Consider the following 14,848-nt stretch of genomic DNA (forward strand, 5'->3'; position numbering starts at 1 on the left):
TCAGGCCGCTCGCACCCGCCAGCCAAGCGCGGCATCATGCAGTTCACCGCTGCCGCTCACATCGCCCACCTGCAGCTGCAGTCCCTGCGCGTTGGGCAGGTCCTTCTGCTCGGGGAACCAACGGCGATCGGCGGCAACCACGATCAGCAGGCCCTCGTCATCGCCCATCGGTGCGAACTGCGGCGACGGCGGGCTGATCGGCTGCAGGCCGAAGCGCTGGCTGGACTGTTCGCGCACCGCATCGACATCGTGGCTGGGCAGGCCAACTTCGCTCAGGCAGGTCAACTCGCTGCCATGGAAGGCGCCCCTGCGGTCGCTGGCCGGCAAGCGCCTGCGGCCGATCAGTTCCAGGATCAGGCCATCGGGTCCGGTGAAGTACACCGACTGCGATTGCCAACTGCTTTCCAGTGCGAAGTAATCGAGGCCTTCCGGGTTGCGTTGGAAGGGCGTGCGTGCACGCAGCCAGCTCATGGCGTCGGCGAAGCGGTTGTCCGGCACATTGAAGGCCAGGTGCACGCCGCCGACAGGGTGGTCGCCGGCAGGATGCAGCTGGATCGTGCTCCAGCCGATGCGGACCTGGTCACCGGCCACCTCCAGTTGCAGCACGTCGCGGAAATAAGCGGCAACGCGGGTGACGTCGGATACCGGCAGGGTGAGGTGCAGCAGGCGCATGGTCGATCCTCCGTGTAACGCTGGGTGCAGTGTAGTCCCGCGCACCTTCGCGCCGCGTCATCACCTGCGCAACGAATCGTTGCTGCAAACCGCCGACGTCAAACCGTGCTCGACAGCGTCTACCGCAGTGCCTCACCGAAAAAGCGCACCGCATCTTCCACCACCACGGCGTGCGTCTGCTCCTTCGGTACCGCCGTCATGCACAGCGCCTGCAGCCGCTCCTTCGCCAGCGGCGTGCAGGCAGACAGGAAATCATAGTGGCCAACACCGGGCAGCGCGTGCCGCGTTGCCTTCGGAATCAGCGCCGCCGCCACATCACCGTTGGTCGCTGGTGGCGCCACCTCATCAGCAGCGCCCAGTACGATCGCCACCGGCTGCTGCAACGCCTTCAGCTGCTCCGGTTCGAATGCCTGCACGACGGCGGGCGCCAGTACGAACACGGCGCGGACACCGGGAATCGAACGATCATCCTGCGCGCGTTGCACGTAGGGCTGCAGTTGCGGTGATGCCGCCGCAGCAAGACGCGCCTCCATCGTATGTGCGGCCGCTTCCTGCTGCGGTCTGCATACGCCGTCGTCCGCGTGCGCCTTGCAGAACGCCAGCAGCCGCGCCATGTCTGGCCGCGCGCCGGCGCTGAGCAGTGCGGTGAAGCCACCGGCGGAATAGCCGACCACGCCCAGCCGCGACGCATCAATGTGTGGTCCCAACTGCGGGTCGGCCTGCACTGCAGCCAGCGCGGCCTTCAGGTCGTCGGCGCGCAGCCAGGTCAGCACGCTGCCGGCCAGCGTCATCTCATCGGCGCCATTGTTGCCGGGGTGGTCCACGGCGATCACCAGGTAGCCCGCACGCGCAAGCGCAGTGCCCAGCCACCCCATCATGCGCGCGGTGCCGCCATTGCCGTGCGACAGCAACAGCGTCGGCAGGCGCCCGCTGGCGATGGGGGCGTCCTTTGCCGCGCGCCCCACCTCGAACAGCGGCGCATCCGCTGGCCCGATGCTCAGCGACGTTTCCTGGCTGCCAGGGCTTGCCGGGTACCACACGGTGAAGCGCAGCACATCGCGGTGCGCGCCATCGCGTATCGCCGCGCTTTCCAGCGTTGTCACGCCGTGGCGTTCACCGGCGATGAGGGGAGTCGCCGCCATCGCCATCGGCGCCAGCGAAGCCAACAGCAGGGCCAGCATCCATCGCGTCGCATGCATCGTCAGTCTCTCCGGGTCAGGCAGGGCGTTGATCGACCGGCAGCCAGATTTCCACGCCACCGTGGCCGCTGTGCTCGTCGAAGCGGGTGTCGTAGCGCTCAAGGTCCGGCGCGTTGGCCAGGCTGAGGTGGTTGGCAGGCAGGTACTGGTCCAGCAGCCAGAACCAGGTCGAGCGGATGGTGGAGATATGGCCGCCATGCCAGGCCGCCAGGTAACGGCGCGCAGGCACGTCCACCCGCTTCCAGTGTGCCGGGACCGACGGCAGGGCATTCACCGGCAGCGCGGCGATGTAATCGAAACCACCCTCGTCGTCGCTGTTGCAGCACACACCGAAACTGACCGGTGCCGGCGTTGGCCATTCGCGATTGAGCTGTGCCCACTGCCCGGGAATCGCACCACCGCTGTCGCGGGTGTGGCGCATGCCGATGCCGGCTACCTGGAACGGTGTGCAGTCGATCAGCCTGGGCGCCTCGCTGCAGGCCTGTGGTGCATCGTCGAGGCGGATCGCGTGCACCAGCGACAGCTCCGCCAGACCGCGCTCGCGTACGCGCTCCGGGGTCTGCCCGAACTGCTCGCAGAAGGCACGGGTGAACGCGGCATGCGTGCTGTAGCCTGCTGCCAACGCCACCTGCAGGATGTCGCCTGCGCCGTTGGCCAGCTGCTGCGCAGCGGTGGTCAGGCGCCGTCCGCGCAGGTAGCGCACCACCGACGTACCGGTGCGGGCCTGGAACAGGCGCGACAGATGGAATGGCGACAGTCCGGCGGCAGCCGCGATGTCGGCCAGCGCCAGCGGCTTGTCCGCATGGCTTTCGATGTACCACAACGCTTTGCCTGCCGCGCTCATCGCGCTGTTCCTTGTTCGAATGCCGGGCAGCGTAACGGATCGACAGGGTGGGGCGCTTAGCAGTTCTTGCGGTGGCGGGGCTTTGCGTTTGCCGTTGTACCGGCAACAATGCGGCCTTCATGGACACGATGAAGGCCAGGGACATGCCAGAAGTCACCGCTATCAGCCAGACCGCGCAGATCGACGCATGGTGATGATCATTGCGATTGCCCTGCTGCCGGCGCTGCTGCCACTGGCGCTGCTGGTGATCATGTGGCGGCGGGCGCCGCGCTGGCGCGGGGACCCCTGGCTGTACCGTGTGATGTTCTCATTGCTGGCAGCACTGCTGGCGCCCACGCTGTTGATGGCAGGCCATGGCGGCCTGCCGTGCCCCACCATCGGTGGCCTTGTGCTGGTACTCATGGACCTCGAGTGGATCGGCCAACTGCAGATGAACCTGATTGCCTTTGGAACCGAAGACACTGCCATCCTCTCCGCGCCTTTCCTGTTCGTTTTCGCGCTCGCACTGTTCATCCCGCTGCGCACGGTGCGGCCAGCCACCTTCGGCTTCGACGACGACGCTGCCGGGTAGCGCACGCCCGGTACGGGCGGCACCCGCACCGTAACCGCTGCAACTGTCGTCTCCACGTCATCGCTGCTTCACATCCCGCCCCGAGACTGCGCGCCTTGTCCAGGTCCCACCTGGCCCTGCCGTGCCTTCCCGGAGTCCTGCCGTGCATCGTTCGAAGCTGTCGCGTTCCATCCTCCTCGCCCTTGGTCTGGTCAGCGCAGGAGGCGCGATCGCAGCAGATGCCGGAACGGCAGACACCAGCAGCAGTAGCAGCCACACCGCACCCACCCAGCTTGACGCGATGCTGGTCACCGGTACCCGTGCCTCCAACCGTACCCAGTTTGAAACCCTGGCGCCGGTGGACGTGTTCACCAAGCAGGACATCCAGTCGGTCGACTCCACCGACCTGAAGGACGTGCTGGCGCAGCTGGTGCCGTCGTTCGTGGTGCAGCGCCTGCCGATGGCCGATGGTCAGGTGTTCGTGCGCCCGGCCACGCTGCGTGGCCTGTCGCCGGATCAGACGCTGGTGCTGGTCAATGGCCGCCGCTTCCATCGCAGTGCCCTGCTTGGCAACCGCGGTGCGCAGGCCGCCGACCTGGCGCAGATTCCGACCAGTGCCATCAAGCGCATCGAAGTGCTGCGTGATGGTGCGTCGGCGCAGTACGGCTCGGATGCCATTGCCGGCGTCATCAACATCATCCTGGAAGACAGCCCCGGCACCGAGATCACCGCCGGTTATTCGCAGTACGCGCAGGGCGATGGCGGCTCGCGCGACTTCAGTGCGCGCACCGGCTGGGCGCTGGGAGACTACGGCAGCCTGGCCCTGTTCGCCGAATCGTCGAATTCCGATGCCACCTCGCGCACCCGCCAGCGTCCGGATGCCATTGCCTTCCAGGCCGCGCACCCCGAACTGCAGGTGCCCAACCCGGTGCAGCGCTGGGGCCAGCCGGAGCTGGAAAGCCGCCGCGTGGGCTTCAACCTGAAGGCCAATGCCAGCGACACCCTGGAGCTGTATGCCTTCGGCCTGTACAGCCACAGCGATGGCGTCAGCGATTTCAACTGGCGCAACCCGGATACCACCACTGGCGCGTACCGTACGACCAGCATCTTCCCCGGCTGGAACCTGCGCTCGATCTACCCGGTGGGCTTCAGCCCGCAGTACGGCAACACGCAGAACGACCTGCAGCTGGTCGCCGGCCTGCGCGGTGAGATCACCCCCAGGCTGCGCTGGGACCTGAGCGCCTCGTATGGCCGCAATGCCATCGACTACAGCCTGGACAACTCGATCAATGCCTCGCTGGGCCCGGACAGCCCGACCTCCTTCGACCTCGGCCGGCTGACCCAGACCGAGAAGAACGCCAATGCGGACTTCAACTACGAATGGGACGTGGCCGCGCTGTCGAAGCCGATCAACGTCGCCTTCGGTGCCGAGTTCCGCCAGGAGACCTACCAGGTGCGCGCCGGCGACCCCGCCTCGTATGCAGTGGGCCGTGGTGCGGCAGCGGGCCTGGAGGCCAACTCCAACGGCGCGCCGGGCTTCTCGGCCAGCCAGGCCGGGCAGTGGAGCCAGCGCAGCAAGGCCGCCTACGTGGACATGGAAGTACCGTTGGGCGAGCGTTGGAGCATCGGCGCGGCGGGTCGCTATGAAGACTTCTCCAGCTTCGGCAGCACGCTGGATGGCAAGCTGTCGGCACGTTTTGCGATCACCCCGGACGTGGCGCTGCGCGGAACGCTCTCCACCGGCTTCCGCGCGCCCACCCCGGCCCAGCTCAACACCACCAGCACCACCCAGGGCCTGGACACGCGTACGCTGCAGATCTTCACCAGCGGCCGCCTGTCGCCCAGTGATCCGTTGGCGCAGCTGCTGGGTGCCAAGCCGCTGACCCCTGAGGAATCGCGCACCGCCTCGCTCGGCCTGAGCTGGCGCACCGACCTGGGCCTGTCCGGGTCGGTCGACGTCTACCGGATCACGCTCAGCGACCGCTTCAGCCAGTCGGCCAGCTTCGCCATTCCGGCCGGCACGCCCAACCCGCTGGGCTATACCTCGGTGAACTACTTCACCAACGATTTCGACACCACCACCACCGGCGTGGACGTGGTCGGCAACTACCTGCGCGATCTCGGCGCCGGGCGCATGACGCTGACCTTGGCTTACAACTACAACCAGACCCGCGTCGACAACGGCAGCACCTCGGTGGCGACCAACGAGACCCAGCGCGTGCTGTTCGAAGACCGCCTGCCCGAGCACAAGGGCAGCTTCACCGGCAGCTGGGACGTCGGCGCGTGGTCGTTGATGGCACGCGTTCGCTACTACGGCAAGTGGACCGACTCCACCGGCAATGCAACGGGCGATATCTACCAGCAGTTCGGTGCAATGACCTTCCTCGACCTGGCGGTGGGCTATCGCATCAACGAACACCACAGCCTGCGCGTGGGCGCAGACAACGTGTTTGATCGTTACCCGGATGAAGCCACGTTCCAGGCCAGCCGCGGCCTGATCTATTCGCGCAACGCCCCGTATGACACCGACGGCGCCAATGTGTACGCGCAGTACCGGCTGACCTTCTGATGGACAGCCGCCGTCGTTCCCTGCTGCGTGCGGGTGCGCTGTTGCCGGCCAGTGCGGCGCTGGCCGCGCTGGCTGCTCCGGCAGCCGCGCGCTACGCTGTGCCGATGGACATTCCCGCACCTTCCACGACGCCGCACGTGCTGGCCCGTGACGAGTCGTACTGGTCCGCCGTCGCCAGCCATTTCGACATCACCGATGAAGTGAACCACCTGGAGAATGGCTACTGGGGCGCGATGGGCAGGCAGACCCTGGCCAGCTACCAGCGGCACACCGCCGAAGTGAATCGCGGCAATGCCTGGTACGGGCGCCATGCGTTTCCCGCGCAGTACATGGCGGTGCATCGGCAGGTGGCCGACATGCTGGGCGTGGGCGCCGATGAGATCGCGCTGACCCGCGGCGCCACCGAGGCGATGCTGGCGCTGATCGGCGGCTACAACCGCCTGCAGCCCGGCGACCAGGTGCTGTACGCCGATATCGACTACGACAGCATGATCAACGCCATGCGTTGGCTGCAGCTGCGCCGTGGCGTGCAGGTCGAGCGCATTGCGTTGCCAGCAGTGCCAACCCATCAGCAGATCCTGCAGGCCTACGATGACGCATTCGCGCGCCTGCCGCGCCTGAAACTGCTGCTGCTGACCCAGGTCAGCCACCGCCATGGGCTGGTGCTGCCGGTGGCGGAGATCGCCGAGCGTGCGCGTGCACGCGGCATCGATGTGATTGTCGATGCCGCGCATGGCTTCGGCCAGATCGACTACGCGGTGCCGCAGCTGAAGGCCGATTTCGTTGGCATCAACCTCCACAAGTGGATCGGCGCACCGGTGGGCGTGGGCGCGATGTACGTACGCAAAGGGCGCGTGGCCGACCTGGATCCGTACATGGGCGAGACCAACGATGGTCGCGTCGGCAGCCGCGTGCATACCGGCACGGTCAACTTCGCCGCGTACCTGGCCCTGCCCGAGGCCATCGCATTGCACCAGCGCATCGGTGCAGCCAACAAGCAGGCGCGCCTGCGTTACCTGCGCGAGCGGTGGACGGTGCCAGCGCGGCAGATGGCGCATATCGACGTGCTGTCGTCGCCGGATCCGGCGTTGGCCAGTGCATTGGCCAGCTTCCGCCTGCGCGGCCATGCCTCGGTGGAAGACAACCAGGCGCTGCAGAGACGGCTGCTGGATGAGTATCGGATATTCACTACGCATCGCGATGGCCTGGACTCCGGCGCCTGCGTGCGGGTGACGCCATCGGTGTTCACCCGCCCCGCGCAGATGGATGCGCTGGTGCAGGCGCTGGCCGCACTGGCCTGAACGCCCGCCGCGTTGGTAGATGCCAACCTTGGTTGGCACCGCATCCACGCATGGCATGAACGGGCATTGCCAACCAAGGTTGGCATCTACCGAAACGGGCCCAGTAGATCCACGCCATGCGTGGATGCTCTCCGCCTACCGCTCGATCGCCGGCAACGCGTCGGACAACAACAACCGATCGATCCGCCGCAGCGCGTTCTCCAGTTGCCGCCGGTCGGCAGCCAATCCCAACGACAGCCGCACGCCGCTCGCGAACGCTGCGCCCGGCGGACAGAACGCCGATGAAGGCGCGATCGCCAAGCCCTGCAGCTGCGCCGTCCGCACCAGCGTGGCGTCGGTCCATGGCGCGGGCACCCGGCACCACGCATGCAGCCCATCGGCGCGCTCCAGCAATGAAGGCGCCAGCAGATACCGCGCCATCCGCGTGCGCTCGCGTGCTTCCTCGCGCACCTGCACCAGCAGCGCCTGCGCCGAACCATCCAGCAGCAGCTGGCTGGCCAGCGCGGATACCAGCGGATGGCCCATCAACCGCGTGGCACGCAGTGCGGCAGCCATCGCTTCGGCGTGGGCGGCGCTTGGGCATTGCACGAACGCGGTACGCAGGCCGGGGCTGATCACCTTCGACAGCGTGGCTACATGGAACACGTGTCGAGGTGCCAGCGTCGCCAGCGCAATCGGCGCGGTGACGGCCAGATGCCAGTACGGATCGTCCTCGATCGCCAGCAGGCCTTCGCGCTCCAGCACCCGCGCCAGCGCCTCGCGCCGCACGGTGGGCACGGTCAGCGCCGTCGGGTTCTGGCAGGTGGGGTTGAGGTAGACCAGGCGCGCGCCACATTCCCGCGCCCGGCGGGCCAGCGCCTCCGGGCACATGCCCTGTTCGTCGCCCTCCACCGTGACCAGCCGCCGTCCCAGCGCGGCGGCGGCCTGCAGCAGGCCCGGATACACCAAGCGGTCGCAGAGGATCGCATCGCCCTCGCGTCCCTGGCTGACCAGGATCGCCGCCAGGGCCACCTGCGCGCCTTCGGTCAGCAACAGGCGTGCATCGTCCACCGTGCCCAGCATCGGCTGCAGCCAGCGCGCCGCCGCGTGGCGGTCGGTCGGATTGCCACCGCCCAGGTGATAGGTCATCAGGTTCGGCGCATTGCTACGCGCGAGCACCGCCGCTGCGCCTCGACGCAGCATGTCCGCCAGTGCATCGGCGTCGGGTACCGGCGGCACGTTCATGCTGAGATCGACGGCCTGATCAAAACCGGCCTTGGGCGGCGCGATGAAGCTGCCCTGTGGTCCGCGTGCTTCGATCAGTCCACGCTTGCGTGCTTCATCGAACGCACGGGTTACCGTGGTCAGGTCCACGCCCAGCTGCTGCGCCAACGCGCGCTGCGAGGGCAGCCGTTGCCCGGGCGCCAAGCCGCCGCGATTGATGGTGCGTTCCAGCGTGTTGACGATGCGCAGGTAGATCGGACCGCTGTGCACGTGCACGTCCTGCACCCAGCCCAGCCCTGCGACATCGGGTCGCGGCATGTACGGAGGATGTCGGGGCGTATCGTTGCTTCCAACGGCGGGAGCCTGTCCATAACCATCGGTCGGTTCGGACAGGTGACCGCCGTTGTTGTTTGTGGCGGCTGCGCCGGCCAGCATCGGTGATGTCATCGCGCGTCCTCAGCGCTTGGCCTGCCAGGGGCAGTAGCAGCCCACGGCAAGCAGTCCTTTCGGGCGCACGGTTTCCCCGCGCACCAGTTTGTCCAGCAACGGTTCGACGAAGCTGTTGGCCGAGTTGCAGACCATGCCGATGCTGTACGGGCCGGCATAGGCCAGGTGGCCCTGGCGGTCCCAGATCGCCACCGCCGGGCTGGCCGGAATGTTCTCGATGCCGTCGATGGTCGGCAGGGTGATGACCTTGTTGCGCAGCGGCTCGGGCAGTTCGCCTGCGGTGCCGGGGCGACGGATCGCATAGAAGTCGATGCCGGCGCGGCGGTACATGCTGATCAGGTAGCTGAGGTGCGCGCCGGTTTCGCGGTTGCACACGCCGCAGGCCGGGTCCCAGAAATGCACCACGCGGATGCGGCCGGTGTCGCCGGCCAGTTCCGCCGGCAACCGCAGCTGCGAGTCATCGAAGACGATGGCCTGTTCGGCGAACGTGGACTGCTCGCCATAGCCGAAGTACTGCCACAGTGCCGCCGCCACGCCGGCCATGAACAGGCAGGCGAGGGCGATCATCACCGGCAGCATCGAGCGGCGTGGACGCGGCGCGGCTGCGCCCATCAGGAGCCGTCCTCGCCGAACTTGTGCACGTACTGCTTGCGCATCTCGCGGCACGAATCGGCCTGGGCGCGGCGCTGGATCTCGCTGCGCGCCGCGTCCTCGCTGCGTTGCAGGCACTGTTCGATGGCGTGGCGCTCGGCGGCCTGCACATCCACGGTCTGCGGTTGCAGGCAGACCCACGCCAGGGCAGCCAGCATCAACACGACGAAGCCGCCGCAGCCGGCCATCACCAGGTGGAACTTCAGTTTGTCGGCGGCCATCTGCGGCACGTCCCTCGGTCCATACAGTGCATACAAGATATCATCTTGTATGGTTATGGCTCACGGGGTGGCTCAGACGATCGCCGAATGGCGCGCGTCGGGTGCCTCGGACAGAATCTCGTTCAGCTTGGCCAGCGCGCCGGCCAAGGCCTCCTGGTCCACGGCCCCGCCCAGCGACAGGCGGATGGCGTTGCCCGGTGGCGGTTCCTCCACGCTGAAGGCGTCGGAGCTGGCGATGCCCAGGCCCTGTTCCTGCGCGGCCTGGATCAAGCGGTACTGGTCCAGCCGCGGCGGCAAGGGCAGCCACACATGCAGGCCGGCCGGATGGGCCTGGCGGCGGGCGGGCAGATAGCGGGCGGCGATGGCCTGGCGCTCGCGCAGTTCCTGCTGGAAGCGCTGCACCATCGCCTGCGCCTGGCCGGTGCGGATCCAGTGCGAGGCCACGGCCACCATCGACTGGGTGGGCATCAGCGCGATCGCGCGCAGGGCGTCCAGTACCGGTTCCATCGGCTGCCCGGCCGGCACCACCAGGTAGGCCGTGCGCAGGCCGGGGGCCAGGCACTTGGACAGGGTGGAGATGTAATAGACCGGGCAGCCCCCGTCGGCCAGCGCGGCCAGTGGTGGGGCGGCATCGCCGGCCAGCAGCCAGTAGGGATCGTCCTCGACCACGGTCAGTTCGTGCCGCCGCGCCACCGCCAGCAGGGCCTGCCGGCGCTGTGCCGACATCGTCGCCGTGGTCGGGTTCTGGATGGTCGGCACCAGATACAGCAGGCGTGGCCGACGCAGCTGGCAGGCCTCTTCCAGGGCATCGGGCAGCATGCCCTCGGCGTCCATCGCCACCGGCACCACGCCCCGCTGCAGCACCCGCGCGGCGGCCAGCAGGCCCGGGTAGGTCAGCTGTTCGGCGGCGATCAGTTCGCCCGGCTGGGTGCGAGCCAGGATCAGCGCGCACAGCGCGGTCTGCGCGCCGGGGCAGATCACCACCCGCTCGGCGGCGACCGGGCCGAGGATCGGCGCCAGCCATTGCACGGCGGCCGCGCGGTCGTCGCGGCTGCCGGCGCCAACGTGGTAGCTCATCAGCTCGCCTTGGCCCAGCTGCTGGCCCAGGTGCTGGAACCCGGCTTCCATGCCCTGTGCGAACGGCGCGCTGCCCAGCAGCGGCGGGATGTTCATGCTCAGGTCGACCGAGGTGCTGCGGTTGCCGGCGGACATCGCAATGAAGGTGCCGCCCGCGCCCTGCGCGTCCAGCAGGCCGGCCTGGCGCAGTTCGGCGAAGGCGCGGGTGACCGTGGTCAGGTCCACCCCCACCTGCTGGGCCAGATCGCGCTGCGGTGGCAGGCGGTCGCCCGGGCGCAGCACGCCATCGTCCACCGCCTCGCGCACCTGCTGGGCGATCTGCAGGTACAGCGGTCCTGCGCCCTCACGGAACGGGCGGACCCAGGTCCGGTTGGGGTGTTTCAGGCGGCGGCCGGCAGCAGGAGGCGTCATCGGTCGGATTTTTCCATACTTGCAGATGCACAGGTCCATACAATGCTGTATCTTGTATGGGCTTGATTGGAGTGGTTCGCCTGCTTGTAGGCGACCTCGTACCCACAGTGTAGCCGCTCCACGCCCGGGCGCTGCGCGCAGGCGAGCCGGTCAAGCGCGCATCTTCAACAGGGTTGACCTCCAATGAATATCTGCTGGAACCGCATCCGCCTGGCGCTGGTCGCCCTGGCCTGCATCGCCCTGACGGGCTGCGACTGGGTGCTGCTGGATTCGAAGGGCATGGTCGGGATCGCACAGCGCGACCTGATCCTGATCTGCATCGGCCTGATGCTGATCGTCGTCGTGCCGGCCATCGTGCTGACCTTCGTGTTCGCCTGGCGCTTCCGCGCCGGTAATACCAAGGCCAAGTACACGCCGGACTGGTCGCACTCCACCAAGGTGGAAGTGGTGGTCTGGGGCGTGCCGTTGATCATCATCGCGGTGCTGGCGGTGATCGTGTGGAAGTCCACCCACGAGCTTGATCCGTACAAGCCGCTGGACGTGGCCGGCGAGCCGCTGCACGTGGACGTGATCGCCACCGACTGGAAGTGGGTGTTCGTGTACCCGGACCTGGGCATCGCCACGGTCAACCAGCTCAACTTCCCGGCCAACCGTGCGCTGGCGTTCAACATCACCTCCAACTCGACGATGAACACCTTCTTCATCCCGCAGCTGGGCGGGCAGATCTACGCGATGGCCGGCATGCGCACGCAGCTGCACCTGATCGCCAACGAGCCCGGCCAGTTCCGTGGCATGTCCGGCAACTACAGCGGCCATGGCTTCTCGAACATGAAGTTCATCGCCACCGCCAGCAGCAATGAAGACTTCGATCGCTGGGTGGCCGAGGTGCGAAGCGCACCGGATGCGCTCAGCTTCGATCAGTTCAAGGCGCTGGCCGCCCCGTCGAAGAACGCGCCGGTGCAGCACTTCTCCAGCGTCGAACCGCTGCTGTTCAAGAAAGTCATCGACCAGTTCATCGGTGTCGGTGAGAACACCGCTGCTGCGGCCCCGGCCGGTACGGCCGCCGGTGCCCAGGTTTCCCAGGAGTAACGAACATGTTGGGTAAATTGACGTGGGAGGCCGTGCCGCTGCACGAGCCGATCGTGGTGGTCACGCTGGCGGCCATGGTGCTGGGTGGCCTCGCGCTGCTCGGCGCGGTGACGTACTTCAAGCTGTGGGGCGTGCTGTGGCGCGACTGGTTCACCACCGTGGACCACAAGAAGATCGGCATCATGTACGTGGTCGTCGCGCTGGTCATGCTGGTGCGCGGCTTCGCCGATGCGCTGATGATGCGTGCACAGCTGGCGGCCGCCGGGCCGGGCAGTGATGGCTTCCTGCCACCGGAGCACTACGACCAGATCTTCACCGCGCACGGCGTGATCATGATCTTCTTCGTGGCCACCCCGTTCGTGGTCGGCCTGATGAACATCATCGTGCCGCTGCAGATCGGCGCACGCGACATGGCGTTCCCGTTCCTCAACGCCTTCAGCTTCTGGATCTTCGTGGTCGGCGCTGCGCTGATGATGATCTCGCTGGGTGTCGGCGAATTCGCCATGACCGGCTGGGTCGCCTATCCGCCGCTGTCGGGCATCGAATTCAGTCCAGGGGTCGGTGTCGATTACTACATCTGGGCGTTGCAGGCGTCCGGCATCGGTACGTTGCTGACCGGCGTCAACCTGTTCATCACCATCCTGCGCATGCGTGCGCCGGGCATGACGTTGATGAAGATGCCGGTGTTCACCTGGACCGTGCTGGTCACCAGCGTGATCATCATCGCCGCCTTCCCGATCCTGACCGTGGCCCTGGGTGCACTCACCCTGGACCGCTACCTGGACTTCAACTTCTACACCAACACATTGGGTGGCAACCCGATGATGTACGTGAACCTGGTGTGGGCCTGGGGCCACCCGGAGGTGTACATCCTGGTGCTGCCGGCGTTCGGCATCTTCTCTGAAGTGACCGCCACGTTCTCGCGCAAGAAGCTGTTCGGCTACAAGTCGATGGTCGGCGCCACCCTGGCGATCGGCATCCTGTCCTTCATCGTGTGGCTGCACCACTTCTTCACCATGGGCTCGGGTGCCAGCGTCAATGCCTTCTTCGGCATCATGACGATGATCATCGCCATCCCCACCGGCGTGAAGATCTTCACCTGGCTGTTCACCATGTACGGCGGCCGCGTGGAGTTCAGCGTGCCGATGCTGTGGACCATCGCCTTCCTGGTCACCTTCACCATCGGTGGCATGACCGGCGTGCTGCTGGCCATCCCGGGCGCGGACTTCCTGCTGCACAACAGCCTGTTCCTGGTCGCCCACTTCCACAACACCATCATCGGCGGCGCGCTGTTCGGCTACCTGGCCGGCTTCGTCTACTGGTTCCCGAAGGTGTTCGGCTTCACCCTCAACGAGCGCCTGGGCAAGTGGTCCTTCGCCTGCTGGGTGATCGGCTTCTACCTGGCCTTCATGCCGCTGTACATGCTCGGCTTCATGGGCATGACCCGGCGCATGAACCAGTACGACAACCCGGCGTGGACGCCGTACCTGATCGCCGCGTTCATCGGTGCGCTGTTCGTGTTCGCGGGCATCATCCTGATGCTGGTGCAGATCTACGTCAGCGTGCGTGATCGCAAGCGCAACCTCGACCTCACCGGCGACCCGTGGAATGCACGCACGCTGGAATGGGCCACGCCGTCGCCGCCGCCGTTCTACAACTTCGCCGTGGTGCCCAAGGCCGATGAGCTGGATGCCTTCCACGAAGCGAAGAAGCGCGGCCTGCCGCCGCCACCGAAGAAGTACGCGCCGATCCACATGCCGAAGAACACCGGCGTGCCGTTGATCCTCAACGTCTGGATCCTGGTGCTGTGCTTCGCCCTGGTCTGGCACATCTGGTGGATGGCCGGTGCCAGCTTCATCGCGATGATCGTCACCCTGATCGCGCGCTCCTACAACGAGGACGTGGATTACTACGTCAGCTCCGAGGAGGTGGCGCGTACCGAAGCGGCCAACCACGCCAAGCTGCAGGAGGCAGGCGCATGAACCTGTTGACCCGTCCGCAACTGGACAGCGACGCGCTGGTCCACGACGACCACCATGAGCACGACCACGCCCACGAACAGGGCGGCATGAAAGTGTTCGGCATGTGGGTCTACCTCATGTCCGACCTGGTGCTGTTCGGCTCGCTGTTCGCCTCGTACGCGGTGCTCAGCACCGCCTACGCCGGCGGCCCCACCGGCAAGGAGCTGTTCTCGCTGCCGTTCGTGATGGCCGAGACCTTCATCCTGCTGGTGTCCAGCATCACCTACGGCCAGGCCGTGCTGGCCATGCATCGCCTGGACAAGGCAGCGGTGCTGCGCTGGCTGGGCGTGACCTTCGTGCTCGGTGCCTCGTTCATCGGCATGGAGCTGTACGAGTTCTCGCACCTGATCCATGAAGGTGCCGGCCCCAGCACCAGTGCCTACCTGTCGGCGTTCTTCGCCCTGGTCGCTACCCACGGCCTGCACGTGGCCAGCGGCCTGATCTGGATGGCGGTGGTGATGCACCAGGTGTATCGCCGTGGCCTGACCCCGACCAACATCACCCGCGTGTCCTGCCTGAGCCTGTTCTGGCACTTCCTGGACCTGGTGTGGATCTGCGTCTTCACCTTCGTCTACCTGATCGGAGCCTTCTGA

Annotated in this window: 13 protein-coding genes; 6 read left to right on the forward strand and 7 right to left on the reverse strand. The window is 66.8% G+C overall.

The window, feature by feature from the left end; translation table 11 throughout:
• From ACFX4F_RS09460 to ACFX4F_RS09470, 3 genes are all read right to left on the reverse strand, one after another.
• The gene (locus ACFX4F_RS09460) at positions 1 to 672 is read right to left on the reverse strand and encodes a VOC family protein (protein WP_380654522.1); all 672 of its coding nucleotides are present in this window, start codon (positions 670 to 672) and stop codon (positions 1 to 3) included.
• Positions 673 to 791: 119 nt separating this feature from the next.
• Entirely contained in the window at positions 792 to 1,853 is a 1,062-nt protein-coding gene (locus ACFX4F_RS09465; protein ID WP_380654624.1) for an alpha/beta hydrolase family protein, read from the reverse strand.
• A gap of 34 nt (positions 1,854 to 1,887) precedes the next feature.
• Positions 1,888 to 2,715 (reverse strand): helix-turn-helix domain-containing protein, encoded by an 828-nt coding sequence (locus ACFX4F_RS09470; protein WP_380654525.1) that lies wholly within the window; start codon positions 2,713 to 2,715, stop codon positions 1,888 to 1,890.
• Between ACFX4F_RS09470 and ACFX4F_RS09475 the strand changes: the two genes are divergently transcribed.
• The 3 genes from ACFX4F_RS09475 (at position 2,684) to ACFX4F_RS09485 (ending at position 7,135) form a co-directional block, all read left to right on the forward strand.
• Complete coding sequence (locus ACFX4F_RS09475; protein ID WP_380654528.1) at positions 2,684 to 3,286, forward strand: hypothetical protein; 603 nt, start codon at positions 2,684 to 2,686, stop codon at positions 3,284 to 3,286. The two genes, ACFX4F_RS09470 and ACFX4F_RS09475, sit on opposite strands and share 32 nt — an antisense overlap.
• 142 nt (positions 3,287 to 3,428) lie before the next feature.
• Positions 3,429 to 5,834, forward strand: a complete 2,406-nt coding sequence (locus ACFX4F_RS09480) for a TonB-dependent receptor plug domain-containing protein (protein ID WP_380654531.1) — start codon at positions 3,429 to 3,431, stop codon at positions 5,832 to 5,834.
• Positions 5,834 to 7,135, forward strand: a complete 1,302-nt coding sequence (locus ACFX4F_RS09485) for an aminotransferase class V-fold PLP-dependent enzyme (protein ID WP_380654534.1) — start codon at positions 5,834 to 5,836, stop codon at positions 7,133 to 7,135. Before ACFX4F_RS09480 ends, ACFX4F_RS09485 begins: the two co-directional genes overlap by 1 nt.
• Positions 7,136 to 7,270: 135 nt before the next feature.
• Here the strand turns inward: ACFX4F_RS09485 and ACFX4F_RS09490 are convergent, their stop codons facing one another.
• The 4 genes from ACFX4F_RS09490 to ACFX4F_RS09505 all read right to left on the reverse strand — a co-directional run bounded on the left by ACFX4F_RS09490 (position 7,271) and on the right by ACFX4F_RS09505 (position 11,145).
• On the reverse strand, positions 7,271 to 8,785 hold the full coding sequence (locus tag ACFX4F_RS09490; protein ID WP_380654537.1) for a PLP-dependent aminotransferase family protein: 1,515 nt from the start codon (positions 8,783 to 8,785) through the stop codon (positions 7,271 to 7,273).
• A gap of 9 nt (positions 8,786 to 8,794) precedes the next feature.
• Positions 8,795 to 9,397: a DUF6436 domain-containing protein gene (locus tag ACFX4F_RS09495; protein WP_236508936.1), complete on the reverse strand. Its 603-nt coding sequence runs from the start codon at positions 9,395 to 9,397 to the stop codon at positions 8,795 to 8,797.
• A complete protein-coding gene (locus ACFX4F_RS09500) occupies positions 9,397 to 9,657 on the reverse strand; it encodes a hypothetical protein (protein ID WP_099819766.1) in 261 nt (86 codons plus the stop codon). Before ACFX4F_RS09500 ends, ACFX4F_RS09495 begins: the two co-directional genes overlap by 1 nt.
• 72 nt (positions 9,658 to 9,729) lie before the next feature.
• Complete coding sequence (locus ACFX4F_RS09505) at positions 9,730 to 11,145, reverse strand: PLP-dependent aminotransferase family protein (RefSeq protein WP_099819765.1); 1,416 nt, start codon at positions 11,143 to 11,145, stop codon at positions 9,730 to 9,732.
• Between the two features lie 183 nt (positions 11,146 to 11,328).
• Between ACFX4F_RS09505 and cyoA the strand changes: the two genes are divergently transcribed.
• The 3 genes from cyoA to cyoC are packed head-to-tail and all read left to right on the forward strand — an operon-like array spanning position 11,329 to position 14,848.
• Entirely contained in the window at positions 11,329 to 12,234 is a 906-nt protein-coding gene (cyoA, locus tag ACFX4F_RS09510) for a ubiquinol oxidase subunit II (RefSeq protein ID WP_165378346.1), read from the forward strand.
• A gap of 5 nt (positions 12,235 to 12,239) precedes the next feature.
• On the forward strand, positions 12,240 to 14,216 hold the full coding sequence (gene cyoB / locus ACFX4F_RS09515; RefSeq protein WP_100462105.1) for a cytochrome o ubiquinol oxidase subunit I: 1,977 nt from the start codon (positions 12,240 to 12,242) through the stop codon (positions 14,214 to 14,216).
• Positions 14,213 to 14,848: a cytochrome o ubiquinol oxidase subunit III gene (gene cyoC, locus ACFX4F_RS09520; protein WP_080149637.1), complete on the forward strand. Its 636-nt coding sequence runs from the start codon at positions 14,213 to 14,215 to the stop codon at positions 14,846 to 14,848. Before cyoB ends, cyoC begins: the two co-directional genes overlap by 4 nt.

The sequence above is a fragment of the Stenotrophomonas sp. YIM B13575 genome (assembly GCF_042787595.1).
In the GTDB taxonomy this organism is placed as follows: Bacteria; Pseudomonadota; Gammaproteobacteria; order Xanthomonadales; family Xanthomonadaceae; genus Stenotrophomonas; species Stenotrophomonas lactitubi_B.